Here is a 25,222-nt window from a genome sequence, read left to right as displayed (position 1 = left end):
TTCATTATTTATTCCCGACGTACAGGTAGCCGCTGTCCGTGATCCGTCGTTGGTTCAAATCGTATTCAAAGATATAGAAATATACCCCCGAAGGCAGGTACCCTTCTGAATTAACAGTGGAGCGGCCTTTGGAGCGTCCGTCGAATACATTGTTCTGGTTGTTGTAATTAGTACCCTCGTAGACTGAAACGCCCCAGCGGTTGAAAATTTTCAGGGAGTTGTTCCGCGCCAGCTGCACGTTTTCGATAAAGAGGAAGTCATTCTGGCCGTCGTTATTGGGCGTGACCAGCTGGAATACGATGATCTCCCCGTCCGGGTCGATGGTCGGGTCCGGGTCCAGGTATTCCGGCGTCCCGTCCGAATCCGAATCGTCATTGGTAGGGTCCCCGTTGCCGTCCAGGTCTTCGTCCGGCGTATCGATACCGTCCCCGTCGTCGTCGAAGTCGCGATAGTTGACATCCTCCGTGCCGTCGGTATCTGGCAGGTCCAGGGCGGGGTTGTCGATCTCGTCGTTCACGTCGAAGCCGTCGTCCGCATCCAGGCCCTCGTAGCCGTCGTCCAGGCCATCAAAATCAGTGTCCACGCCGGTAAATGCCTGGTCGGGCACCCCGTCGAAGTTAAAGTCGTTCCCTTCGTTGTTGTCCGGCACCAAATCATTGTCCGAATCGCCGTCAAGGTAGTCGGGTGTCCCGTCCCCGTCCGTGTCTACAGGGTCCAGCCCGTCAAGGTAGGCCGAATTTACCCCGCTGTTGGCCGCATAGGTGGCAGCATCGTCGTTATTGGGAGGGATATAGCCAGCCGTTGTCTGGGCCTCCACGTTGTCCGGGATGCCATCATTGTCCGAGTCAATGTCCAGGTGGTCCGGGAACAGGTCACCGTCCCCGTCGGCAAAGTTGGTCAGCGGGTCGTCGTCCCCGTCCGTGTTCGGGTCCTCACGGGTATCCAGGACACCGTCGTTGTCGTCATCCAGGTCGATGGCGTCCGGTACACCGTCCCCATCCGTATCCGGTCCTGTCGGTGGCCCGTCGGGATCCAGGTAATCCGGGGTGCCGTCTTCGTCCGTGTCGTCATTGGTCGGGTCGCCATCTTCGTCGGCGTCCTCATCAATGGTGTCGATGCCGTCCCCGTCATCGTCCGGGTCCCGGTAGTTCACATCCTCCGTCCCATCGGTATCCGGCAGGTCCTCCGCCGGGTTGTCGATCTCGTCGTTCACGTCAAAGCCGTCATTGACGTCGGAGCCTTCATAGCCGTCGTCCAGGCCGTCCCCGTCCGTATCGGTACCGGTAAAAGTCTGGTCGGGCACCCCGTCAAAGTTAAAGTCGTTCCCCTCGTTGTTGTCCGGCACCAAATCATTGTCCGAATCGCCGTCCAGGTAGTCCGGTGTACCGTCCCCGTCCGTGTCCTCGGGGGTAATGCCCGCATTGCCGGCGCCCTCATAGGCGTCGTCCAGGCCGTCATTGTCACTGTCCGTGCCGCTCGGGGGCACATAGCCGTCGGTGGGCTGTCCTTCCACGTTGTCCGGGATGCCGTCGTTGTCCGAGTCGATGTCCAGGTAATCCGGGTAGCCGTCCCCATCGGAGTCCGTAGGATTGGTAGCCGGGTTGTTATCCCCGTCGGTATTGGCGTCTTCGGTCGTATTGAGCAACCCGTCATTGTCGCCGTCCAGGTCGATGGTATTGGGGACTCCGTCATTATCATCGTCATCACCCCCTTCGTCATCTCCTGCTCCGCCAGTGGGATCCAAATAATCCGGGGTGCCGTCCCCATCCGTGTCGTCATTGGTCGGGTCGCCATCTTCGTCGGCGTCCTCATCAATGGTATCGATGCCGTCCCCGTCATCGTCCGGGTCCCGGTAGTTCACATCTTCCGTCCCATCGGTATCCGGCAGGTCCTCCGCCGGGTTGTCGATCTCGTCGTTCACGTCAAAGCCGTCATTGACGTCTGAGCCTTCATAGCCGTCGTCCAGGCCGTCCCCGTCCGTATCCGTACCGGTAAAAGTCTGGTCGGGTACCCCGTCGAAGTTAAAGTCGTTCCCCTCGTTGTTGTCCGGCACCAAATCGTTGTCCGAATCGCCGTCCAGGTAGTCCGGTGTCCCGTCCCCGTCCGTGTCCTCGGGGGTCACACCTGAATTGCCGGTACCCTCATAGGCGTCGTCCAGGCCGTCGTTGTCGCTGTCCGTGCCGCTCGGGGGCACATAGCCGTCGGTGGGCTGTCCTTCCACGTTGTCCGGGATGCCGTCGTTGTCCGAGTCGATGTCCACGCGATCCGGATAGCCATCCCCGTCACTATCTACATCCTGGCTGAAATTTACAGTTTGCGGATCCAGAAAGTTATCAAGGCAGGAAAATTGTATCCCCGACTGACGGGCCACAGAGGTGGTAAAATTTTCATCCACAGAGGCCTGTATACCTAAGCGGAATACAAAAGTGGAAATGTTGACAAATTCGACCGCCAGGTTAACGCTTGGATTCTGGTTCGAAATGCCGTCGTATTCCATAAGGCCTCCGTTGATGAGTAACCCGCCAATTGTATTGTTGACAAGGATTTCCGTTGGATTGTCAAATGTGTAACGGGCCGGGGTATCGAACCGGTTGAATTCCTGATAGCGCTCGTTGCCATCCACATCCAGGAAATTGGCGATGAGCTCTTCCTGAACTACAGGAGTGGTAGTCCCTGCGGCAACCAGGGTAATCCTTAAATCTGCATATGGGCGACGCTGTCCTTCGGAAGTAGTGAAGAATATTTCAGGCTTGAGATACCCCGGGTCGGTGGCATTCTGGTCCAGGGTTTTGATTTCAGCTCCCTCGAGCGACTCAATGGTTATCAACCCATCCAGCCCCATTGCAATACCAGGGAAGCGGAAGACGGCATTTTTTTCAAAGCCGTTGCCGGATACTTGGACGGGTTCCTGGTCAAAACTTAGGGTTGGTATTTCATCACAATTAAAATCGGTGCTGAGCACACTCGACTCTACACTGTCAAGGATGCCATCATTGTCCGAATCCGGATCCCGGAAATCAGCAACCCCATCCGATTCGGTGTCAACCGGGTTGAGTCCCTCCCCGGCTCCCGGGAAAGATTCAAAGGCATCATCGAGCCCGTTTCCATCAATATCGTTACCCGACGGTTGCACCAGACTGAGAGGGGATTGCGCCTCAATCAGGTCTGAAATGCCGTCATTATCCGAATCGAGATCGAGGTAATCCGGAACCTGATCCCCATCGGTATCTGTTGGCTGGGTTGCGGGGTTATTGTCGCCATCCGCATTCAAATCTTCAATGGCATCCGGGATGCCGTCCCCGTCATCGTCAATATCATCCTGGTTTTGAACCCCGTCTCCGTCCGAATCGAGCGCAACCGGGTCTGTTGTTAAAGTGAGGCCGGCTTCGGAAAAGGAAAGCATGAAAAAGGAAGAGGAAAGTATCAACACTACGGAAAGTGCCAGGATACCGGAACGGAATTTGGAAAAAAGGTTGGGGTAAAGTTGTTCCATAGATGGTCGTTTAGAGTAACGAGCACCATGGCAATTGTGGTTAGGTTCTACTGGCAGATTGGGGTGCCAAAAGTACGATGCAAGATAGTGCTAAATAGCCCGGAACCAAATTGTTTTAAACGGATATAATCCACAATATCCGCCAACTGCCGCATTTATCGATAAACGGTTTTTGGCGGGAATTTATCCATTTCATTTATAGGAAGATATCCACATTTCATCGAAGTAGCAGGGGGTCTGATATTAACAATCAAAAGCTCTTCTGGTTGCCATTTTGACCGAAAATTCCTGTAAACGATCCCATGTGAAGTAGAATCCCCAACCCATAGCCGTGTTCATTTCCTTTTTGGTATTTTTGCGCAAATTTTCCGACACGTGAGTTTTAAGAGCGAAATTGAAAAACGCCGCACATTTGGCATTATATCCCACCCGGATGCAGGTAAAACCACCCTTACCGAAAAACTCTTGCTTTTCGGGGGTGCCATACAGGAAGCAGGGGCTGTAAAAAGCAATAAGATCAAAAAAGGGGCCACCAGTGATTTTATGGAAATCGAGCGGCAGCGGGGGATCTCCGTAGCCACTTCCGTCCTGGCTTTTATCTACAGGGACAAGAAGATAAATATCCTCGATACCCCCGGCCACAAGGACTTTGCAGAGGACACCTTCCGGACGTTAACGGCGGTGGACAGCGTTATTGTAGTGATCGATGTGGCCAAGGGCGTGGAGGAACAAACCGAAAAACTGGTGGAGGTTTGCCGCATGCGCAACATCCCGATGATCGTTTTTATCAACAAGCTGGACCGCGAGGGAAAAGACGCTTTCGACCTGCTGGATGAGGTGGAACAAAAGCTCAGCCTCAGCGTCACGCCATTGAGCTTTCCCATTGGCATGGGTTATGACTTCAAGGGCATTTACAACATCTACGAGCGAAACCTCAACCTTTTCCAGGGCAGCAGCAAGAAGAAAGTGGCACAATCCATCGCTTTCGATGACCTGGATAACCCGGAGCTCGAAAAACTGATCGGCACGAATGCCGCCGCGGAACTACGGGAAAACCTCGAGCTCGCACAGGGGGTATACCCGCCCTTTGACCGGCAGGCCTACCTTTCCGGGATCCAGCAACCTGTATTCTTCGGGTCGGCACTGAACAATTTCGGCGTCCGCGAATTGCTGGATTGTTTTATAGAGATTGCACCGCCCCCGCGACCCAAAAAATCCGAGGAGCGGCTGGTTCAGCCCTCGGAGGAGCAGATGAGCGGCTTCGTGTTCAAAATCCACGCCAACATGGATCCGAAACACCGGGACCGACTGGCTTTTGTCAAAGTCGTTTCCGGCACCTTTGAGAGGAACAAACCCTACCTCCATGTCCGCCTCGGGAAACAGCTGAAATTCTCCAGCCCCAATGCCTTCTTTGCGGAGAAAAAAGAAATCGTGGACGCGTCCTACCCGGGGGATATCGTGGGGCTCCACGATACCGGGAATTTCAAGATCGGGGATACGCTTACCGAAGGGGAGGAACTGCATTATAAGGGGATCCCATCGTTTTCCCCCGAGCATTTCCGCTATATCAACAATGCAGACCCCATGAAATCCAAGCAACTCGCAAAAGGCATCGACCAGCTGATGGACGAAGGGGTTGCCCAGCTCTTTACCCTTGAAATGAACGGCCGGAAGGTAATTGGGACGGTCGGGGCCCTGCAGTACGAGGTGATCCAATACCGTCTGGAACACGAATACGGCGCGCGGTGTACCTATGAGAACTTTCCGGCGCACAAGGCCTGCTGGGTGGAGGCAAAGGATCCCGAAAGCGAATCCTATCAGGAGTTCCTCCGTGTCAAACAGAAATTCCTGGCTCGCGACAAGCGTGGGCAACTGGTCTTCCTGGCCGATTCGGCCTTTTCCCTTCAAATGACCCAGCAGAAATACCCTGATGTAAAGTTGCACTTTACCTCGGAATTCGAGCCGCAGGAGGCCTGATTGCGGGTGCAGTGACCTGGGCGTAGCCACAGGTGATTGGGAACAAAAGTGTGAATAATAAAACAATAAACGGATACCTGGTCATAACGCTTGCCATCTGGTTTGAAAACAAGATAGGCCCTAAAAACACCGGGGGTTGTCGGGAATCCTGCCGGTCGCAAAAACCGGTCGCCCCCTTTCAATCCAGGTAATCGGACTCCAGCAGCGCAATGATTTCCTCGGCCTGGGATATCAGTTTTGGCAGCTCCAGATTCGTCCGGACATTCAGGAAAAACCGCAATCTCAGGTAGCCGTTTACCATTTCCCTGACCCTGGCGGTGTCGGATATCACCCATTCATTCGGATATTCCCTGGCCGCCAGATAGGCTTCCGAATGGCTGAAATCACCGGTATGGATACGGTAGGTGTTCGGGTTCCAGTATTCCGTGGCCAAATCGACGAAATTCGGATAATTCAGATCCACAATGCCATCGGCCAGGGCGAGGACGTGTTGCTGGGCGTTGAGGTCCACCCTGTAATCCTCCTCCATGTGCTTGGTAAATGCCTCGTATTCGCCTATCAGACGGGAGAGTTTTTCGTTGCCTGTATTCCGCAGAATCCCGGATTGTTTCAGGTCGTCTATGGTTACCCGGTTCCAGGAATAGGGTCTGTTGGCGCTCAGTACCAAAGGAAATAAGTCGAGGTTGGCGAGGCGTCCTGCATCCACGCTCCGGACATACGCCGCCAGGCTGTCAATCCGGTCGATGTATTCCGCCATCACGGTACGGACTTCATTTACATCGGATATATCATCTTCAAGGTCCGAAATCAGCGAAATGGCATAGGACCGGCTGAGGGACTTCCGGATAGCGTTATCATACCAGCTGTCCAGGGCAAAAGCTATCAGGATACCCAGGATAACTACGATTACCTCAAAAACATATTTGTACCAATCGTCTTGAATATGCGCCAGCAGGGACCGCCAAATGCTTCCTTGCCGCAGGTGCTTTTTTGCCATCATCTCCCGATTTCAGGCAAACTAGGGATTTACAGGAAGAATGCGTATGACAAAGGTCATCTGAAGCGGTCCCTGAATCCCCGGCAGAGCCGGATAAATAAAAAACCCGCTCCTTGATGTAGGGGTTGGTCGCTGAGTTTCCTTTTTAGGAGTTAGTGGCAATTAAACGTGGAAAACTTAATTTCCGTCTGTTTACTGCATGTGCATTATCAAATCGGAATACGCAGGATTTCAGTTACCCAAAGGTTTATTCCGGGAACCCCACCAGCGCATTGTCAGTAAGGCCAGGGCCAGGATCGGGAGAATCAGCAAACTCCCCTCAGGTCCAAATTCACCACCACTCGCCCAATCCGGGCCGCTGATCTCCAACTCCAACAAGGAGGCCATTTGGTGCCCGCTGGCACCAAAACCAAAAACCGGGCCCTGGAAAAAATTCCAGCCAATGTGCATCCCGATGGAAAGCCAAAGGAATCCCGTGGCGAGCAGGCCATAAATACGCAGAAAACCAAAAAACATGATAATGCCGGTGGAAAGAATCCCGGCATTGGGGTTCGTGGCATGTATCAGGCCATATATGGCGCAGGAAATACCGATGGCGAGATTTTGGCCCATCCCATCCGATAGGTTGTCAAATAGGTACCCCCGGAATACGAGTTCTTCCCAATAGCCCACCAGGATATGTTCCATTAACAAAAAAAACAGGACTCCCCCACTCATCACCTGGATATAGTCCCCAAAGCCGGAATCCCATAGGCCGGGGCCCGGGGTATCAGGCATACCAATAGCAGTAATCTCCACCAACCCGAAGGCAAGGGTCACCAGTAGAAAGCCGCCGGCCATGGCCGCGCTGAGGAAAAAACCAAATAATACATCCGGTAGAGCCCGTCGGATTCCCCCAAGGCCCAGGGATCGAAAACTCTTTTTGTCGAGATACTTGCGGGCTATAGCAACCGCCACGGAGGCAGCAAAGGCAAGTACAGCAACGATTACCAGGCTGTACCGGCTCAGGTACTCCCGCTTGGTGATATCGCCAAACACTGGTTTCAGAACGAAAATGAGGGCAGCAAAGACCCAAAATAAAAGAACGAAGAGCAGGATACGCCAGCCAGCTCGCAGGCGCCCTTCAGCAGGGTTGGTAAACATGATGGTTGTTTATTGATTGATTACTTATGAGACGGTATAGGGGGTAAAACGTTACAACCTATCCCGTTTTGGGCAGCTGCAATACCCACTGGCAGTCTACCCGATCCATCTATGAATTTTCAAATGGACCCGATTGCAAATGGACCCTGTTCAAATAAAAAAACCGCGCTTCCCAGCGCGGTTTACTATAAAAGCAAATCATTCAGGCCTCCCCTGTGGGCCCGAAATTAAGCGGTATGGGTGGCTGCTCGTAGTCCTTGATCGGCCCGTGCGCCTGTTCAAAGCGGCGCACGTTTTCATCCAGCGCCTTAAGGAACTTTTTGGCGTGCTGTGGAGTGAGCACAATCCGGCTCTTTACCTTGGCTTTGGGCCTGCCGGGCATCATGCTGATGAAATCCACGACAAACTCGGAAACCGAGTGGTTGATAATGGCCAAGTTCGAATAGACGCCTTCGGCCATCTGTTCGTCCAACTCAATATTGATCTGTTTCTGTGGTTGCTTCTCGTCTTTTTCCGCCATGGGTAGGATATTAAAAAACCCCCGGGTTTAAGGCCGGGGGTTTGTAGTATTTGCACTATCAGAATTTCAGTTCCTCCTTGCGGGCCATGATCTCATCGTATTCCTCCTTGGAGCCCACGATGATGCTGTCATAGTCTCGCATGCCGGTACCGGCAGGGATCTTGTGACCCACGATCACGTTCTCCTTGAGGCCTTCCAGGTCGTCGATCTTCCCGCTCACCGCCGCTTCGTTCAGCACCTTGGTGGTTTCCTGGAAGGAAGCCGCCGAGATAAACGATTTGGTCTGGAGGGAAGCCCGTGTGATCCCCTGGAGGATCGGGGTTGCGGTTGCCGCTACGGCATCTCGTCCCTCTACCAGGGCCTTGTCGGCACGCTTCAGCAGGGAATTCTCGTCCCGGAGTTCACGGACCGAAACAATCTGGCCGCGTTTCAGGTTTTCGGATTCCCCGGCATCGGTAACGACCTTCATCCCGAAGATGGTGTCGTTTTCCTTGATGAAGTCGTCCTTGTGGACCAGCTGGTTTTCCAGGAAGATCGTATCGCCCGGATCCTGGATCTGGACTTTACGCATCATCTGGCGAACCACCACCTCGAAGTGTTTGTCATTGATCTTTACACCCTGGAGGCGGTAGACCTCCTGAACCTCATTGACAAGGTACTGCTGTACGGCAGACGGGCCTTTGATGGCCAGGATGTCTTCCGGGGTAATGGACCCGTCGGACAGCGGCATTCCGGCGCGGACGTAGTCGTTCTCCTGTACCAGGATCTGGTTGCTGAGTTTCACCAGGTATTTCTTCACTTCGCCCAGTTTGGACTCGATGATGATCTCCCGGTTCCCCCGCTTGATCTTGCCGAAGGATACCACCCCGTCGATTTCCGAAACCACCGCCGGGTTGGAGGGGTTCCGCGCCTCGAACAGCTCGGTAACACGCGGCAGACCCCCGGTGATATCCCCTGCCTTGGCAGATTTTCTCGGGATTTTAACCAGGATCTTGCCTTCTTTGATCTTCTCCCCGTTGTCCACCATCAGGTGGGAACCAACCGGCAGGTTGTACGAACGCAGTGTCTCCCCTTTCTTGTCGCGGATATGCAGGGTCGGGATCAGGCGCTTGTTACGGGATTCAGAGATCACCTTCTCCTGGAACCCGGTTTGTTCGTCGATTTCCACCTGGTAGGTAACCCCCTGGTCGATGTTCTCATAGGCGATTTCCCCGGGGAATTCGGATACGATTACACCGTTGTAGGGGTCCCACTGGCAGATGACATCCCCTTTCTTCACCTTGGCGCCGTTCTTGATATGCAGCGTGGATCCGTATGGGATATTATTGGTACTCAGCGTGATACCGGTTTTGCCATCTACGATTTTGATCTCGGAGGTACGGGAGATGACGATTTCCGCCTTCTTGCCCTCTGAACCCTCCCCGGTAACGGTCCGCAGGTCTTCGATCTCGGCCACCCCGTTGTATTTGGCTTCCAGTTTGTTGTCTTCCGAAATGTTCCCGGCAATACCCCCCACGTGGAAGGTACGCAGCGTCAGCTGGGTACCGGGCTCCCCGATGGACTGGGCAGCCACCACACCGACGGCTTCGCCCCGCTGGACCATTTTGTTGGTCGCCAGGTTGCGTCCGTAACACTTGGAGCAGATCCCCTTTTCCGCCTCACAGGTGAGGGGCGACCGCACCTCGATGCGTTCGATGGGGGAATCGGCAATCTTCTGCAGGTCCGCCTCCAGGATTTCCTGTCCGGCAGTTAGCAGCTGCTCTTCGGTAAGCGGGTCGTACACGTCGTGGAGGGATACCCGTCCCAGGATCCGTTCCCCAAGGGTTTCCACCACTTCTTCGTTTTTGCGCAGGGCTTCCACCTCGATGCCGCGGAGCGTGCCGCAATCCTCGATATTGATGATCACGTCCTGGGAAACATCCACAAGCCGGCGGGTCAGGTACCCGGCATCGGCCGTTTTCAGTGCCGTATCCGCAAGTCCTTTCCGCGCACCGTGCGTGGAGATAAAGTATTCCAGGATCGAGAGGCCCTCCTTAAAGTTCGACAGGATGGGGTTTTCGATAATCTCGCCCCCTCCGGCGGTCGATTTCTTGGGCTTCGCCATCAGCCCCCGCATACCGGTAAGCTGGCGGATCTGTTCCTTGGAACCCCGGGCTCCGGAGTCCAGCATCATGTACACGGAGTTGAAGCCCTGTTGGTCTTCGCGGATCCGCTTCATGGCCAGCTCGGTGAGCATGGCGTTGGTTGAGGTCCAGACGTCGATCACCTGGTTGTAACGTTCGTTGTTGGTGATCAGACCCATGTTGTAGTTCATCATGATGCCGTCTACCTGTTCGTTGGCGTCGGCAATCATCTCGTGCTTCTCCTTGGGGATGATGATATCCCCGAGGCTGAAGGAGAGTCCGCCCCGGAAGGCGAAGTCGTACCCCATGGTCTTGATCTTGTCCAGGAAATCGGCCGTGGTCGGCACATCCGTCACGGAGAGGATGCGGCCGATGATGTCGCGGAGGGACTTTTTGTTCAGTACCTCGTTGATATAGCCGGCTTTGGCGGGAACCACGGAATTGAACAATACCCGTCCAACTGTGGTTTCGATGATTTTGGTAATGAGTTCGCCTTCCTCGTCCAGGTCCTTCACGCGTACCTTGATGGCCGCGTTCAGGTTCACCCGTTTTTCGTTGTAGGCGATTTCCACCTCCTCCGGGCTGTAGAACGTGAGGCCTTCCCCGATAACGGGCACCTCTTTGGTCGATTTCCGCTCCTTGGTCATGTAGTACAGACCGAGGACCATGTCCTGGGAAGGTACGGTGATGGGCGACCCGTTGGCCGGATTGAGGATGTTGTGGGAGGCCAGCATCAGCAGCTGGGCTTCCAGGATGGCCTCCGGCCCCAGTGGCAGGTGCACCGCCATCTGGTCCCCGTCGAAATCCGCGTTAAAGGCGGTACATACGAGCGGGTGCAGGCGGATGGCCTTCCCTTCGATCAGGCGGGGCTGGAAAGCCTGTATGCCCAACCGGTGGAGCGTGGGGGCCCGGTTCAGCAGGACCGGGTGGCCCTTGAGCACGTTCTCCAGGATATCCCAGACCACGGGCTCTTTCTTGTCGATGATCTTCTTGGCCGATTTGACCGTTTTCACGATGCCGCGCTCAATGAGCTTGCGGATCACGAAGGGCTTGTACAGCTCGGCGGCCATGTCCTTGGGCAGACCACATTCGTACAGCTTCATCTCCGGCCCGACCACGATCACGGAACGGGCGGAATAATCGACCCGTTTTCCGAGCAGGTTCTGGCGGAAACGCCCCTGCTTTCCTTTGAGGGAATCCGAAAGGGATTTCAGCGGGCGGTTGGATTCGGTTTTCACGGCCGAGGCCTTGCGGGTGTTGTCGAAGAGCGAGTCCACTGCTTCCTGCAGCATCCGCTTTTCGTTCCGCAGGATCACCTCCGGGGCCTTGATCTCCATGAGCCGCTTCAACCGGTTGTTCCGGATGATCACGCGGCGGTACAGGTCGTTCAGGTCGGAAGTGGCAAAACGCCCCCCGTCCAGCGGTACCAGCGGGCGGAGTTCCGGCGGGATCACCGGGATCACCTTCATGATCATCCACTCCGGGTTGTTTTCCCGGTTGTCCTGGGACTCCCGGAGCGCCTCCACTACCTGCAGCCGTTTCAGGGCCTCGGTTTTCCGTTGCTTGGAGGTTTCCGTGTTCGCCTTGTCGCGCAGCTCGTAGGAAAGCTCCTTGAGGTTGATGCGGGAGAGCAGGTCGATCAGGCACTCGGCCCCCATCTTCGCGATGAATTTGTTCGGGTCGCTGTCTTCCAGGTACTGGTTTTCCGGCGGGATGGTCTCCAGGATATTCAGGTACTCCTCCTCGGTGAGGAAGTCCAGTGGCTGGATCTCCTCCCCGTCGGGGCCCTTGGCGATACCCGGCTGGATTACCACGTAACGCTCGTAATAGATGATCATATCCAGCTTCTTGGACGGCAGCCCGAGCAGGTAGCCGATCTTGTTCGGGAGCGAACGGAAGTACCAGATATGTGCAACGGGAACCACCAGGTTGATATGCCCAACCCGGTCGCGGCGTACCTTTTTCTCGGTCACCTCCACCCCGCAGCGGTCGCACACGATACCGCGGTACCGGATGCGCTTGTATTTACCGCAGGCGCACTCATAATCCTTTACCGGCCCGAAGATGCGCTCACAGAAGAGCCCGTCCCGTTCCGGCTTGTGCGTACGGTAGTTGATGGTTTCAGGCTTCAGGACTTCCCCCCTCGATTCGGCGAGGATGGCTTCCGGGGAAGCCAGGCCGATGGAAATCTTGTTGAACCTCTTGATTTGTGTATTGTCCTTTAGTCGTGCCATTATGCTATGGTACTAAAATTAAATGTGTTGTGTTAACAGGCTTACTCCTCCAGGCGGATGTCCAGACCCAGACCTTTGAGTTCGTGCATCAGTACGTTGAAGGATTCCGGCAGGCCGGGTTCCGGCATGCTTTCTCCCTTGACGATGGACTCGTAGGTTTTGGCCCGGCCGATCACGTCGTCGGACTTTACCGTCAGTATCTCGCGCAGGGTGGCAGAAGCACCGTAGGCCTCCAGGGCCCATACTTCCATCTCCCCGAAACGCTGGCCTCCGAACTGCGCCTTCCCGCCCAGCGGCTGCTGGGTGATAAGGGAGTACGGGCCAATGGAACGGGCGTGCATCTTGTCGTCCACCATGTGGCCGAGTTTCAGCATGTAGATCACCCCGACAGTGGCAGCCTGGTGGAAACGCTCCCCGGTTCCGCCGTCGTAGAGGTAGGTGTGCCCGAAACGGGGGATCTCCCCCTTGTCGGTCAGCTCGTTGATCTCGTCCAGGGTAGCCCCGTCGAAGATCGGTGTGGCGAACTTCTTGTCGAGCTTCTGTCCGGCCCATCCGAGCACCGTTTCGTAGATCTGGCCGATGTTCATCCGCGAGGGTACCCCCAGCGGGTTCAGGACGATATCCACAGGGGTTCCGTCCTCGAGGAACGGCATATCCTCCTGGCGGACGATCCGGGCAACGATCCCTTTGTTACCGTGGCGCCCGGCCATTTTATCCCCGACCTTCAGCTTCCGCTTCTTGGCGATATACACCTTGGCCAGCTTCATGATGCCCGCGGGCAGCTCATCCCCGACCGAGATGGTGAATTTATCGCGCCTCAGGTTCCCCTGCAGGTCGTTCAGTTTGATCTTGTAGTTGTGCAACAGGTCCGCAACCAAATCGTTGGTCTTGGAATCCGTGGTCCAGCTGCCGCCTACCAGGTGGGCGAAATCGTCCACGGCATTCAGCATTTTCAGGGTGTATTTCTTGCCCTTCGGCAGGACTTCCTCGCCCAGGTCGTTCATCACGCCCTGGGAGGTTTTCCCGTTGACCAGCTGGAAGAGTTTCTCTACCAGTACGTCCTTGAGCTGCTCGAATTTGGTTTCGTACTCAAGCTCGAGCTTCGCAATGGCCTCTTTGTCCTCGGAGCGCTTGCGCTTGTCCTTGATGGAACGGGAAAAGAGTTTCTTGTCGATGACGACCCCGTTCAGGGAAGGCGGTGCCTTCAGGGAAGCGTCCTTCACGTCCCCGGCCTTGTCGCCGAAGATGGCACGCAGGAGCTTTTCCTCCGGCGTCGGGTCGGATTCCCCTTTCGGGGTGATCTTCCCGATCAGGATGTCCCCGGGCTTCACCTCGGCCCCGATACGGATCATACCGTATTCGTCCAGGTCCTTGGTAGCTTCCTCGGAAACGTTCGGGATGTCATTGGTGAGCTCCTCGGCCCCCAGCTTGGTATCCCGGACCTCCAGGGCGTATTCGTCGATGTGGATGGAGGTAAAGATATCCTCCCGGACCACCTTCTCGGAAATCACGATCGCATCCTCAAAGTTGTATCCCTTCCAGGGCATAAAGGCCACCTTCAGGTTCTGGCCCAGGGCGAGTTCGCCGTTTTCAGTGGCGTATCCTTCACAAAGCACCTGTCCCTTCTTCACCTTCTGCCCTTTGCGGACGATCGGCTTCAGGTTGATGCTGGTCCCCTGGTTGGTCTTGCGGAACTTCACCAGTTCATAGGTCTTGGAATCTTCGTCGAAGCTCACCAGGCGATCCTCGTCGGACCGCTCGTATTTGATGGTGATCCGCTTGGAATCCACGCTTTCGACCACCCCGTCTCCTTCTGCATTGATCAGCACGCGCGAATCGGTCGCAACCTGCCGCTCCAGTCCGGTACCCACAATGGGGGATTCCGGCTTGAGCAGGGGTACGGCCTGCCGCATCATGTTCGATCCCATCAGTGCCCGGTTTGCATCATCGTGCTCAAGGAAGGGGATCAGGGAGGCGGAGATGGAAGCGATCTGGTTCGGGGCGACGTCCGTATAGTTGATCTCCTTGGGATCCACTACCGGGTAATCGGCCTCCAGACGCGCAATAACCTTCTCCGAATCGATGGCCCCATCCTTTTTGAGCGGGATGTTGGCCTGGGCAATCTTCTTGCCTTCCTCCTCTTCTGCGCTGAGGAAGGTATAGTTGGCGGTATCCACCTTGCCGTCTTCCACCTTGCGGTAAGGGGTCTCCAAAAAGCCCATGCTGTTTACCTTGGCAAACACGGACAGGGAGGAGATCAGGCCGATGTTCGGCCCTTCCGGGGTTTCGATCGGACAAAGCCTTCCGTAGTGTGTGTAGTGTACGTCACGAACCTCAAAACCGGCCCGCTCCCGCGAAAGACCTCCCGGCCCGAGGGCCGACAGCCGCCGCTTGTGCGTAATCTCCGCCAGCGGGTTGGTCTGGTCCATAAACTGGGACAGCTGGTTGGTGCCGAAAAACGAGTTGATCACCGAAGACAGCGTCTTGGCGTTGATCAGGTCGATGGGTGTAAACACCTCGTTGTCCCGGACGTTCATCCGCTCGCGGATGGTACGGGCCATACGGGCGAGACCCACGCCGAACTGGGCGGAGAGCTGCTCCCCTACCGTCCGCACCCTCCGGTTGGAAAGGTGGTCGATATCGTCGATCTCCGCTTTGGAGTTGATCAGCTCGATCAGGTATTTGATGATGGTGATGATGTCTTCCTTGGTGAGCACCTGCTTGTCCATGCCGATGTCCAGGCCAAGCTTCTTGTTCATCCGGTAACGCCCTACCTCGCCGAGGTTGTAGCGCTGGTCGGAGAAGAACAGCTTGTCGATGATGCCCCGGGCGGTTTCCTCATCCGGCGGTTCGGCATTCCGGAGCTGGCGGTAGATGTGCTCTACGGCTTCCTTCTCGGAGTTGGTCGGGTCCTTCTGCAGCGTATTGTGGATGATGGCGTAATCGCTCTGGGCGTTGTTTTCCTTGTGCAGCAGGATGGTCTTGACATCCGTATCGATGATCTGGTCGATGTGTTCCTTTTCCAGGACGGTATCCCGGTCCAGGATGATCTCGTTCCGTTCGATGGATACCACCTCTCCGGTATCCTCGTCCACAAAGTCCTCGTGCCAGGTGTTCAGCACACGGGCAGCCAGTTTGCGGCCCAGTACCTTCTTCAGGCCGGTCTTGGACACCTTCACTTCCTCCGAAAGGTCAAAGATCTCCAGGATGTCCTTGTCCCTTTCGAAGCCGATGGCGCGGAACAGGGTGGTCACGGGTAATTTTTTCTTCCGGTCGATGTACGCGTACATCACGCTGTTGATGTCGGTCGCAAATTCGATCCAGGACCCCTTGAACGGGATGACCCGGGCCGAGTACAGCTTGGTGCCGTTGGCGTGGAAGGACTGTCCGAAGAAAACGCCGGGCGAACGGTGCAGCTGGGAAACCACCACGCGTTCGGCCCCGTTGATCACGAAGGTACCGCTCGGGGTCATGTAGGGGATGGTACCCAGGTACACGTCCTGTACGATGGTTTCAAAATCTTCGTGCTCCGGGTCGGTGCAGTACAGTTTCAGTCGTGCTTTCAGGGGCACGCTGTAGGTGAGCCCGCGCTCGATGCACTCCTGGATGGAATACCGGGGCGGGTCGATGAAGTAATCCAGGAATTCCAGCACAAACTGGTTCCGGGTGTCAGTGATGGGGAAATTCTCCATGAAGGTGTTGTACAAACCTTCATTGGCCCGCTGGTCAGATTTGGTCTCAAGCTGGAAAAAGTCCTGAAACGATTGAATCTGAATGTCCAAGAAATCCGGGTATTCCGGTATGTTCTTAGCCGAGGCAAAGCTTATTCTTTCAGTCTGTTTTGTGAACATCTACGGACAACATTTAGTGTGAATACGAGAGAGGGGGCTGTATATGACTTTATATACATCGTATAAAAGGGTTTAGGCCTAGCCGCCAGAAGGCGGAAGACCTAAACCTAAACCATATGGTCGACGCAATTATTTAAGCTCAACTTCCGCTCCTGCTTCTTCCAGTGATTTTTTGATACCTTCGGCTTCGTCTTTCGAAATTCCTTCCTTAACAGCTTTCGGTGCGCTGTCAACGATGTCTTTCGCATCTTTCAGACCCAGGCCGGTCAGTTCTTTTACCAATTTAACCACAGCCAGCTTGGAAGCTCCTGCAGCTTTGAGGATTACGTCAAATTCGGTTTGCTCTTCAGCGGCTTCACCAGCGTCTCCGCCAGCAGCAGCACCTCCGGCAACCGCAACCGCAGCAGCGGCGGGTTCGATACCGTACTCCTCTTTCAGGATATCAGCCAATTCGTTTACCTCTTTTACGGTAAGGTTGACCAGCTGTTCTGCGAATTCTTTTAAATCTGCCATTTTTCTATCGTTTACTCTGTTTGAAATTTATACTTAGGTTTTAGTGCGTACTTATTCTCTTTCGGAAAGGGTTTTGAGGATACCCGCCAGTTTGCCGCCGCCGGACTTCAGACCTGAAATCACGTTCTTGGCCGGTGACTGCAGCAGGCCAATGATATCTCCGATTACCTCTTCCTTGGACTTGATGCTTACCAGCGCGTCCAGTTTGTCATCGCCTATATAGATCGCCTCCTCGATGAAAGCGCCCTTGAGCAAAGGCCGGTCGGACTTCTTGCGGAAGTTCTTGATCAGCTTTGCGGGGGCGTTCCCGGTATCGGAAAGCATGAGCGATGTGTTCCCCTTCAGGACCCCGGGCAATTCCCCGAATTCCTTTTCAGAGGCTTCCATAGCCTTGGCGAGCAGCGTGTTTTTCACTACCGCCAGCTTGATATTTGCTTTAAAGCAAGCGCGTCTGAGGTCTGAGGTACTGCCTGCATCCAGGCCGGAAATATCGGCCAGGTAAATGATGCCGGAGCCGCCCAGCTGAGCGGTCAGGTCCTCGATTACAGTTGCTTTTTCTTCTCTGGTCATCTTAGGTTCTTTTAGATTTGGACCACTTTCGGATCCAGTTGAACACTCGGACTCATGGTGCTGGACATGTAGATACTCTTCATGTAGACACCCTTGGCTGCCGCCGGTTTCATCTTGACGAGGGTCTCGATGAGTTCCTTGGCGTTGCCTGCGATCTTGTCGGCCGAGAAGGATACCTTGCCGATTGCGGCATGTACGATCCCGGTTTTGTCGACCTTGAAATCGATCTTACCGGCCTTCACCTCGGAAACCGCCTTGGCGACATCCATGGTCACCGTACCGGTCTTGGGGTTCGGCATCAATCCGCGCGGCCCCAGTATGCGGCCGAGTGGTCCGAGTTTCCCCATGACGCTGGGCATGGTGATGATTACATCCACATCCGTCCAGCCTCCTTTGATCTTCTCGAGGTATTCGTCCAGACCCACGAAGTCTGCTCCAGCTTCGGTTGCTTCCGCTTCCTTATCCGGGGTCACCAGCGCGAGTACCTTGACGTCCTTACCGGTACCGTGGGGCAGGGTCACTACCCCGCGCACCATCTGGTTCGCCTTCCGGGGGTCTACCCCGAGGCGGACCGCCAGGTCTACGGTTGCGTCAAACTTTACGTTGGTGATTTCCTTGATAAGCTCGGAGGCCTCCTGGATGGAGTAGAGCTTGTCGCGTTCGATCTTCGCCCGAGCCTCTTTTTGCTTCTTTGTTAATTTTGCCATCTTGTAAAAGTGCTTTTCGGATTAAAAGGGACGTTTGCCTGCAACCTTCAGGCCCATGGAACGGGCCGTACCGGCGACCATCATCATGGCCGACTCGGTGGTGAAGGCATTCAGGTCCACCATCTTGTCTTCTGCGATGGTGCGGATCTGATCCCAGCTCACACTCCCTGCTTTCACTCGGTTCGGTTCGCCGGATCCCTTTTTAACCTTTGCCGCTTCCATGAGCTGAACTGCCGCTGGCGGTGTCTTGACGACAAAGTCAAAGGACTTGTCCCCATATACGGTGATAACAACAGGTAATACCTTACCCGGTTTGTCCTGCGTACGCGCATTGAATTGCTTGCAGAACTCCATGATGTTAACGCCGGCAGCACCTAAAGCGGGTCCAACCGGTGGCGACGGATTCGCAGCACCTCCCCTAACTTGTAGCTTAACTACTTTACTTACTTCTTTTGCCATTGTTCTATTTAATTTACAGCTCCCGGCCGTTTCACCCCGGCCGGCTTAAATCCCGCAGCCCGAAGGCCGCGGAAACCAAAAGCGAGTCAAATTGGAAGCGACTCCACTTTCAAGCGTAACAATTAATCTTTAAACCTTTTCTACCTGCATATAGCTCAGCTCCAGGGGCGTCTTCCTTCCGAAAATCTTCACCATCACCTCGAGCTTCCGCTTCTCTTCGTTGATCTTTTCGACCGTTCCGTTGAAGCCGTTAAAGGGACCATCGATCACCTTTACGGTTTCCCCGAGTACAAACGGGATCGCCACGGAATCCGTGCTGATCGCCAGTTCATCCACTTTTCCGAGCATCCGATTGACCTCCGATTTCCGGAGGGGCACCGGGTCGCCCCCTTTGGTTTCACCCAGGAACCCGATCACGTTGGTGATCGAGCGGATAATGTGGATCATCTCCCCGGTCAGGTTGGCCTTCACCATGATGTACCCCGGAAAATAGACACGTTCCTTGTTGATCTTTTTTCCGTTGCGGATCTGAACCACCTTTTCGGTCGGAACCAGGACTTCTTCAAGGTTTTCCCCGAAACCGTGGCGTTCCACCTCGCTTTCGATATACCCCTTGATCTTGTTTTCCTGACCACTTACGGCGCGAACTACATACCATTTCTTCTCCAATACTTCTGACATCCTCTACGCCTTATCCTATTAATGTTTGGAAATACAGCTGGATGAGGTTTGAAAACAGGGAATCAACCCCCCAGGTCGCCAGGGCAAAAATGATTGAAAAGACCGCTACGATCACCATCAGGTTAGACGCTTCTGCCCGCGAAGGCAGGGTTACCTGATGCCTCAGTTCATGATAGGATTCCTTGAAATATGTCAACATCGCTTGCTGTATTTTTCTAACGAAGGCACCCCTCGAGGCGTCCCTTCTGTTGCTCTGCACGGGAGGAGAGACTCGAACTCCCGACACCCGGTTTTGGAGACCGGTGCTCTACCAACTGAGCTACACCCGTATTTACAGTGAAAGGGTTCCGTCCCGATTGGTATCAGGACGGGACCCCTCACTGCCTTCTTAAACCCTGTTTCTAGGCTTAATCCAGAATCTTGGTTACCTGTCCGGCACCCACGGTACGACCTCCTTCGCGGATGGCGAAGCGCAGTCCCACGTTCAGGGCGATCGGCTGGAGCAGGTCCACAGTGATGGTCAGGTTGTCCCCTGGCATCACCATCTCCACGCCGCTGGGCAGGTTGATGGTTCCGGTAACGTCCGTTGTCCGTACGTAGAACTGGGGACGGTAGTTGTTGTGGAACGGCGTGTGGCGTCCACCTTCTTCTTTTTTCAGGATATAGACCTCAGCCTCGAACTTGGCGTGCGGTTTAACAGATCCTGGCTTGCAGATAACCATTCCGCGCTTGATATCTTTTTTCTCGATACCGCGCAGCAGGATACCTACGTTGTCCCCTGCTTCCCCGCGGTCGAGGATCTTGCGGAACATCTCTACCCCGGTGATGGTGGAAGTCAGTTTCTCGGCACCCATACCGATGATATCCACAGCGTCACCTGTTTTGGCGACACCGGTTTCGATACGGCCGGTGGCTACGGTTCCCCGTCCGGTGATGGTGAAGACGTCTTCAACCGGCATCAGGAATTCCTTGTCCACATCGCGCTGAGGCAGCTCGATCCACTCGTCAACGGCTTTCATCAGCTCCATGACGGTGTCTACCCATTTTTGCTCCCCGTTGAGGGCGCCCAGAGCAGATCCGGCGATTACCGGGCTGTTGTCCCCGTCGTACTCGTAGAAAGACAGCAGCTCGCGAACTTCCATTTCAACCAGTTCCAGCAGCTCCTCGTCGTCCACCATGTCAACCTTGTTCAGGAAGACAACGATGCGCGGGATACCTACCTGGCGTCCGAGCAGGATGTGCTCGCGGGTTTGAGGCATCGGACCATCTGTCGCAGCCACAACCAGGATCGCACCGTCCATCTGGGCAGCACCGGTTACCATGTTCTTTACGTAATCCGCGTGACCAGGACAGTCAACGTGAGCGTAGTGACGGTTTTCAGTCTGGTATTCTACGTGAGAGGTGTTGATGGTAATACCACGCTCCTTTTCTTCGGGTGCGTTGTCGATGGAGTCGAAGCTCCGAACATCAGACAAGCCCGCGTTAGCCAGTACAGTAGTAATGGCAGCTGTCAGCGTAGTTTTACCGTGGTCGACGTGTCCAATCGTACCGATATTTAAGTGCGGTTTGGAACGGTCAAATGTTTCCTTAGCCATTGTTAGTGAATTTAATCTTAGTTTATATTAGTGTATCAATTTTAAACGCATCCGGCCCGCTGCTCCCGACCCTGACTCCCCTGTGGGATTCAGGCTGCGGATCCAACGGGGCTCCGAAGGCGGATATTCCGGCCACCGGGGCCTTTTCTTTGAGCCAACGACGGGAATTGAACCCGTGACCTCTTCCTTACCAAGGAAACGCTCTACCCCTGAGCTACGTCGGCTTGTTGGCGCAAGTTTCTCTGGAGCGGCCCCGCCGAAGCCTTACCGCATTCCGGCCCAAGCACCACAAACGCTTGCCCAAGGTCTTTGAGCGGGAGACCGGGTTCGAACCGGCGACATTCAGCTTGGAAGGCTGACGCTCTACCAACTGAGCTACTCCCGCAATCTTTAAATCTCAATATGTCAAACTTCTCGTGGCCTTACAAAAGCGAGCTTTCGGCGCCCACTCAGAAATTTTCTTTGTGGGGAGAGCAGGATTCGAACCTGCGAAGGTGAAAACCAACAGATTTACAGTCTGTCCTCGTTGGCCGCTTGAGTATCTCCCCGGACCCTAATTTTTAAGAACTTACGAGCCGATGGAGGGACTCGAACCCACGACCCCGAGATTACAAATCACGTGCTCTAGCCAGCTGAGCTACATCGGCTTAATGGGCCTTTTTTACGCATAAAAAAGTCCGCTATTTCTAACGGACTGCAAATGTAGATAATTATTTATTTATTCAAAACTATATTCATAAAAATTTTAGGGATGTATAGACCCTGGGTTTCTTCTTTTTCTTCACCAGTTTCCGCTCCAGGGAACTGCAGGCAGAGTCGACGGCTTCCTCGAATGATTTGCATTGTTTTTTGACGACAAATGTCTCCTTGGGTACCAGTACTTTTATCTCCGCGATCTTGTTCTCCTTTTCACTGATGTTCTGGACCTTCAAAAACACTTCGGCCCGGATGACGCGGTCGTAGAACTGCTCGAGTTTGTCGAGCCTCCTCTGGGTAAAATCCAGCAGTTTTCCTTCGGCATTGAAATTTACGGATTGAGTGGTCACGTGCATACGCTAAGGATTTTAGGGTTGTTACTTTTTCTTGTTCCTCGGGTGCGAAGTTCCATGGATCCGCTTCAACTCGGCAATACTGTTGTGTGTGTAAACCTGGGTGGAGGCCAGTGAGGTATGTCCTAAAAGTTCCTTGACGGAGTTCATATCGGCTCCCTGGTTTAGAAGGTGAGTTGCGAAGGTATGCCTGAGAATGTGCGGGCTCTTTTTGGACTTCGCGGATACCTTACTAAGGTATTTATTTATAATTCTATAAACAAGGTTTTCATACATTTTATTGCCCCTGGGTGAGAGGAAAAGGTAGGGCTCCTCCGCCTCGGGGAACTCGGTTTCCCGGAGGCGGATATAGGCCTCCAGTTCCCGGCCCACTCCGGGCAGCAGGGGCAGGATGCGTTCCTTGTCCCGCTTGCCGGTCACCCGGAGCACGCCTTCTGCCAAATCGAGGTCGGAGAGCTTCAGGCCGATGAGTTCGGCCCGCCGCATGCCAGTGGTATACAGGAGTTCCACCACCATCTTGTCGCGCATCGCTTCGTACCCCCCCTCCGGATCCCAGTCTTCGAGCAGCCCCCGCATCTCCGATTCGCTGAAGGGGACCTCGACCCGCCGGGGGGTTTTAAGCGGCTTATGGCCTGCCAGGGGACTCGCTTCGATCCGGCCCTCCCGCAACTGGAATTTGTAATAGGCCTTGAGCGAGGCGATTTTACGGTTCACCGAACGGTTGCCGAGGCCGGATTCCATCAGGTGGATGATCCAGTTCCGGATGATGGGATAGGGCAATTCCTCGAGTTTCATGTCCCCGGCCCCGGCGCAGGCAAATTCCGAGAACTCCTCCAGGTCGGTCAGGTATGCCCTGACCGTATGGCTGGCATATTGTTTCTCGAGGGTCAGGTATTTTCGGAAGGCCTCTGCGGACATGAACGAAAGATACGAAAGGTGGGGCAAAAAAAACGACCCGTGCCGTGGGGCGCGGGTCGTTGCTTTGCGTCTTTTGGGGAACCTAGTATTCTTCCTGGTCCCTCAGATGCTGGATATATTCTGCCTTGAGCACTTGCTGGCGGCGTTCCACGGACGGCTTGGTAAACTGCTGCCGCTTGCGCAGCTGGCGCATGGTGCCGGTCCTGTCGAACTTGCGCTTGAAACGCTTGAGCGCTCGGTCGATGTTTTCTCCTTCTTTAACTGGTATAATTAACATGGGCTACAACCTCCTTTCTTTAAGCATTCGGGCTGCAAATATAATGGGATTCCGGGAAAACTTCCTAGTTATTTCAAAAGATTCTTGGAGATGACCACTTTCTGGATCTCCGTAGTCCCTTCCCCAATGGTACAGAGCTTGGCGTCCCGGTAGAACTTTTCCACAGGGAATTCCCGCGTGTATCCGTATCCGCCGTGTATCTGCACTGCCTCGTTGGCCACGCGGACGCACATTTCGGAGGCGTACATTTTTGACATGGCGCTCAGCTGGGTTACCGGTTTGCCGGCATTTTTCAGGAAACCCGCCTTGTGGACCAGCAATTCGGCTGCTTCGATCTCCGTCGCCATGTCTGCCAGTTTGAAGGAGATGCCCTGGAAGGCACTGATGGGCTTTCCGAACTGTACGCGCTCCTTGGAGTATTTCAGGGCCGCCTCAAAGGCACCCTTGGCCACCCCCAGGGAGAGGGCGCCGATGGAAATCCTGCCGCCGTCGAGTACCTTCATGGACTGGATGAAGCCCTCACCGACCGGGCCGAGCCGATTGGCATCCGGAATCCGGCAATCGTCGAATATCAACTCGGCGGTTTCGCTGGCACGCATGCCCAGCTTGTCCTCCTTCTTCCCGCTGGAAAACCCGGGGGTTCCCTTTTCGACCACAAAGGCCGTCATGCCCCTGCTGTCGCCCTTCTTCCCCGTGCGGACAACCACCACGGCGATATCCCCGCTGATCCCGTGGGTGATAAAGTTCTTGGCGCCGTTCAGCACCCAGTGGTCCCCGTCCCTCCGGGCCGTGGTATTCATCCCGCCGGCGTCCGAGCCCGTGTTGTGCTCGGTAAGTCCCCAGGCCCCGATCCATTCTGCGCTGGCGAGTTTCGGGATCCACCGTTCCTTCTGGGCATCGTCCCCGAACATCAGGATATGGTTTGTACAAAGCGAATTGTGGGCGGCCACCGAAAGGCCAATGGCGGGATCCACCTTGGAGATCTCCTCGATAATGGCGATGTATTCATGGTAACCCATGCCGGAGCCCCCTAGGGCAACCGGTACCAGGACCCCCATAAAGCCCAATTCGCCCGCCTTCTTGAGGACTTCAACCGGGAAGGTCTGGGAGGCATCCCATTCGGATACGTGCGGACGGATATATTGTTCCGCGAAATCCCGCGCCGATTCGGCGACCATACGCTGGGTTTCGGAATATTCAAAATTCACAGTACTCGTGGATTCTGCGATCATAGCAATCATTCTTTTTCAAGGGACAAATATAACGCTATTCTCCCAATTCTTTCCGCCGGAATACTTTCGACCCCCGCGAGTTCGGCAAAGGACCGGTAGGGTCCCGCTGCCTCCCTCCGGGCCACGATATCCTCGGCCATCTCGCGGGTCAGGTAGACCAGGGATGCCAGTTCAGCGGCCGATGCGCTGTTGAGGTCCACCCGCCGGATCTTCGGTGGCCGGAGTATCCGGAAACGCCGGCCGACTCGTTCGGCTACCTCCGGGGACAACCCGTAGACATCCCGGAGCTGGGAAGTGTCCAGGAAGCCACCCAGGGCCTCCCGGAAGCGGACGATGCGTGCCGATAGCACCGGGCCCACTCCCCGGACCGATTGCAGGGACAGGGCTGTTGCCTCATTCAGGTCCGCAACCGGCTCATGGGCAGCACCTCGGCCGCCGGGAACCGGTTGCGCCGGCAACCCGGGGCGGGGCTTGATCGCGGGAAAACGCAAAAGGGGCAATAGCCGCTCCATGACTGTATCCGGGAGTCCCGTGGCCCGGCGGAAATCGGATTCGGTTTTGATCCGGTTTCCCCCGGCAAGATACCGGTAGAGGGAATCCAGGCAGGCTGCCGGGATACCGAGCCGGTATCCGGTGAAATCGTCCAGGCGGTTGGGATCTAAGGGGTGGTTGGCCCCGGGCCTTTCCGGGGGTATTGCGCGGGTGGTATCGGCGTAAAGCCGGTAGGTCGTATCCGGGCCCGCATAGGCCTGCGGTGCAGGCGACAAATGCGGCAGCGCCAGACGGAAGCCCTCCAGCAGCAACATCAGGCAGAGAAAATAAAAAATCCCACTCCGGACGCGCTGATTGCCTCTGAAGTGGGATTCGGGTCGCCTCATCCGTC

Annotated in this window: 19 protein-coding genes and 5 tRNA genes; 1 reads left to right on the top strand and 23 read right to left on the bottom strand. The window is 55.1% G+C overall.

Features of this window, described 5'->3' with window-relative positions:
* Positions 1–4: 4 nt before the first annotated feature.
* Complete coding sequence (locus tag H7F20_RS07365) at positions 5–3,493, bottom strand: gliding motility-associated C-terminal domain-containing protein (protein WP_185785457.1); 3,489 nt, start codon at positions 3,491–3,493, stop codon at positions 5–7.
* A gap of 375 nt (positions 3,494–3,868) precedes the next feature.
* On the opposite strand from H7F20_RS07365, the gene H7F20_RS07360 reads away from it, so the two are divergent.
* Positions 3,869–5,470 (top strand): peptide chain release factor 3, encoded by a 1,602-nt coding sequence (locus H7F20_RS07360; RefSeq protein ID WP_185785456.1) that lies wholly within the window; start codon positions 3,869–3,871, stop codon positions 5,468–5,470.
* 178 nt (positions 5,471–5,648) lie between these two features.
* On the opposite strand, the gene H7F20_RS07355 is transcribed toward H7F20_RS07360, so the two are convergent.
* The 22 genes from H7F20_RS07355 to H7F20_RS07250 form a co-directional block, all read right to left on the bottom strand.
* Entirely contained in the window at positions 5,649–6,470 is an 822-nt protein-coding gene (locus tag H7F20_RS07355; protein ID WP_185785455.1) for a hypothetical protein, read from the bottom strand.
* Between the two features lie 228 nt (positions 6,471–6,698).
* The gene (locus H7F20_RS07350) at positions 6,699–7,610 is read right to left on the bottom strand and encodes a CPBP family intramembrane glutamic endopeptidase (RefSeq protein ID WP_185785454.1); all 912 of its coding nucleotides are present in this window, start codon (positions 7,608–7,610) and stop codon (positions 6,699–6,701) included.
* A 202-nt stretch (positions 7,611–7,812) separates the two neighbouring features.
* A complete protein-coding gene (locus tag H7F20_RS07345; protein ID WP_185785453.1) occupies positions 7,813–8,130 on the bottom strand; it encodes a DUF3467 domain-containing protein in 318 nt (105 codons plus the stop codon).
* Positions 8,131–8,188: 58 nt separating this feature from the next.
* The gene (rpoC, locus tag H7F20_RS07340) at positions 8,189–12,487 is read right to left on the bottom strand and encodes a DNA-directed RNA polymerase subunit beta' (protein ID WP_185785452.1); all 4,299 of its coding nucleotides are present in this window, start codon (positions 12,485–12,487) and stop codon (positions 8,189–8,191) included.
* A 41-nt stretch (positions 12,488–12,528) separates the two neighbouring features.
* Positions 12,529–16,338: a DNA-directed RNA polymerase subunit beta gene (rpoB, locus tag H7F20_RS07335; protein ID WP_185785451.1), complete on the bottom strand. Its 3,810-nt coding sequence runs from the start codon at positions 16,336–16,338 to the stop codon at positions 12,529–12,531.
* A gap of 129 nt (positions 16,339–16,467) precedes the next feature.
* The gene (gene rplL, locus H7F20_RS07330; RefSeq protein WP_185785450.1) at positions 16,468–16,851 is read right to left on the bottom strand and encodes a 50S ribosomal protein L7/L12; all 384 of its coding nucleotides are present in this window, start codon (positions 16,849–16,851) and stop codon (positions 16,468–16,470) included.
* A 51-nt stretch (positions 16,852–16,902) separates the two neighbouring features.
* A complete protein-coding gene (gene rplJ / locus H7F20_RS07325; RefSeq protein WP_185785449.1) occupies positions 16,903–17,421 on the bottom strand; it encodes a 50S ribosomal protein L10 in 519 nt (172 codons plus the stop codon).
* Between the two features lie 11 nt (positions 17,422–17,432).
* Complete coding sequence (rplA, locus tag H7F20_RS07320; RefSeq protein ID WP_185785448.1) at positions 17,433–18,128, bottom strand: 50S ribosomal protein L1; 696 nt, start codon at positions 18,126–18,128, stop codon at positions 17,433–17,435.
* Between the two features lie 21 nt (positions 18,129–18,149).
* Positions 18,150–18,587, bottom strand: coding sequence for a 50S ribosomal protein L11 (rplK, locus tag H7F20_RS07315; protein ID WP_185785447.1), 438 nt, complete (start codon positions 18,585–18,587; stop codon positions 18,150–18,152).
* Positions 18,588–18,716: 129 nt separating this feature from the next.
* Positions 18,717–19,268: a transcription termination/antitermination protein NusG gene (gene nusG / locus H7F20_RS07310; protein ID WP_185785446.1), complete on the bottom strand. Its 552-nt coding sequence runs from the start codon at positions 19,266–19,268 to the stop codon at positions 18,717–18,719.
* A gap of 10 nt (positions 19,269–19,278) precedes the next feature.
* On the bottom strand, positions 19,279–19,467 hold the full coding sequence (gene secE / locus H7F20_RS07305) for a preprotein translocase subunit SecE (protein ID WP_185785445.1): 189 nt from the start codon (positions 19,465–19,467) through the stop codon (positions 19,279–19,281).
* Between the two features lie 57 nt (positions 19,468–19,524).
* Positions 19,525–19,597 (bottom strand) — tRNA-Trp (locus H7F20_RS07300).
* A 78-nt stretch (positions 19,598–19,675) separates the two neighbouring features.
* Entirely contained in the window at positions 19,676–20,863 is a 1,188-nt protein-coding gene (gene tuf / locus H7F20_RS07295; protein WP_185785444.1) for an elongation factor Tu, read from the bottom strand.
* A 152-nt stretch (positions 20,864–21,015) separates the two neighbouring features.
* Positions 21,016–21,087: transfer RNA gene (locus tag H7F20_RS07290), tRNA-Thr, on the bottom strand.
* Positions 21,088–21,175: 88 nt separating this feature from the next.
* Positions 21,176–21,248: transfer RNA gene (locus H7F20_RS07285), tRNA-Gly, on the bottom strand.
* A gap of 80 nt (positions 21,249–21,328) precedes the next feature.
* Positions 21,329–21,411: transfer RNA gene (locus H7F20_RS07280), tRNA-Tyr, on the bottom strand.
* A 25-nt stretch (positions 21,412–21,436) separates the two neighbouring features.
* A tRNA-Thr gene (locus tag H7F20_RS07275) sits at positions 21,437–21,510 on the bottom strand.
* 87 nt (positions 21,511–21,597) lie between these two features.
* Complete coding sequence (gene hpf, locus H7F20_RS07270; protein ID WP_185785443.1) at positions 21,598–21,915, bottom strand: ribosome hibernation-promoting factor, HPF/YfiA family; 318 nt, start codon at positions 21,913–21,915, stop codon at positions 21,598–21,600.
* A gap of 21 nt (positions 21,916–21,936) precedes the next feature.
* Positions 21,937–22,830 carry a tyrosine-type recombinase/integrase gene (locus tag H7F20_RS07265; protein ID WP_185785442.1) on the bottom strand — a complete coding sequence of 298 codons (894 nt, stop codon included), beginning with the start codon at positions 22,828–22,830 and terminating at the stop codon, positions 21,937–21,939.
* An 82-nt stretch (positions 22,831–22,912) separates the two neighbouring features.
* Positions 22,913–23,107 carry a 30S ribosomal protein S21 gene (rpsU, locus tag H7F20_RS07260; protein WP_185785441.1) on the bottom strand — a complete coding sequence of 65 codons (195 nt, stop codon included), beginning with the start codon at positions 23,105–23,107 and terminating at the stop codon, positions 22,913–22,915.
* Positions 23,108–23,175: 68 nt separating this feature from the next.
* A complete protein-coding gene (locus H7F20_RS07255) occupies positions 23,176–24,315 on the bottom strand; it encodes an acyl-CoA dehydrogenase family protein (protein WP_185785853.1) in 1,140 nt (379 codons plus the stop codon).
* Between the two features lie 29 nt (positions 24,316–24,344).
* On the bottom strand, positions 24,345–25,217 hold the full coding sequence (locus H7F20_RS07250; protein ID WP_185785440.1) for a helix-hairpin-helix domain-containing protein: 873 nt from the start codon (positions 25,215–25,217) through the stop codon (positions 24,345–24,347).
* Between the last annotated feature and the right edge of the window lie 5 nt (positions 25,218–25,222).

Source organism: Robiginitalea sp. SC105 (assembly GCF_014243345.1).
In the GTDB taxonomy this organism is placed as follows: domain Bacteria; phylum Bacteroidota; class Bacteroidia; order Flavobacteriales; family Flavobacteriaceae; genus Robiginitalea.
This window is presented reverse-complemented; position numbering and strand designations above follow the sequence as displayed.

Bases quoted from the DNA above. Each gene is read 5' to 3' on its own strand.
- H7F20_RS07250 (WP_185785440.1), bottom strand. From the start codon at position 25,217: ATGAGGCGACCCGAATCCCACTTCAGAGGCAATCAGCGCGTCCGGAGT.
- secE (WP_185785445.1), bottom strand. From the start codon at position 19,467: ATGTTGACATATTTCAAGGAATCCTATCATGAACTGAGGCATCAGGTA.
- H7F20_RS07365 (WP_185785457.1), bottom strand. From the start codon at position 3,493: ATGGAACAACTTTACCCCAACCTTTTTTCCAAATTCCGTTCCGGTATC.
- nusG (WP_185785446.1), bottom strand. From the start codon at position 19,268: ATGTCAGAAGTATTGGAGAAGAAATGGTATGTAGTTCGCGCCGTAAGT.
- H7F20_RS07265 (WP_185785442.1), bottom strand. From the start codon at position 22,830: ATGTCCGCAGAGGCCTTCCGAAAATACCTGACCCTCGAGAAACAATAT.
- rpoC (WP_185785452.1), bottom strand. From the start codon at position 12,487: ATGGCACGACTAAAGGACAATACACAAATCAAGAGGTTCAACAAGATT.
- tuf (WP_185785444.1), bottom strand. From the start codon at position 20,863: ATGGCTAAGGAAACATTTGACCGTTCCAAACCGCACTTAAATATCGGT.
- H7F20_RS07350 (WP_185785454.1), bottom strand. From the start codon at position 7,610: ATGTTTACCAACCCTGCTGAAGGGCGCCTGCGAGCTGGCTGGCGTATC.
- H7F20_RS07355 (WP_185785455.1), bottom strand. From the start codon at position 6,470: ATGATGGCAAAAAAGCACCTGCGGCAAGGAAGCATTTGGCGGTCCCTG.
- H7F20_RS07345 (WP_185785453.1), bottom strand. From the start codon at position 8,130: ATGGCGGAAAAAGACGAGAAGCAACCACAGAAACAGATCAATATTGAG.
- rplA (WP_185785448.1), bottom strand. From the start codon at position 18,128: ATGGCAAAATTAACAAAGAAGCAAAAAGAGGCTCGGGCGAAGATCGAA.
- rpoB (WP_185785451.1), bottom strand. From the start codon at position 16,338: ATGTTCACAAAACAGACTGAAAGAATAAGCTTTGCCTCGGCTAAGAAC.
- rplL (WP_185785450.1), bottom strand. From the start codon at position 16,851: ATGGCAGATTTAAAAGAATTCGCAGAACAGCTGGTCAACCTTACCGTA.
- rpsU (WP_185785441.1), bottom strand. From the start codon at position 23,107: ATGTTAATTATACCAGTTAAAGAAGGAGAAAACATCGACCGAGCGCTC.
- rplK (WP_185785447.1), bottom strand. From the start codon at position 18,587: ATGGCAAAAGAAGTAAGTAAAGTAGTTAAGCTACAAGTTAGGGGAGGT.
- rplJ (WP_185785449.1), bottom strand. From the start codon at position 17,421: ATGACCAGAGAAGAAAAAGCAACTGTAATCGAGGACCTGACCGCTCAG.
- hpf (WP_185785443.1), bottom strand. From the start codon at position 21,915: ATGCACGTGACCACTCAATCCGTAAATTTCAATGCCGAAGGAAAACTG.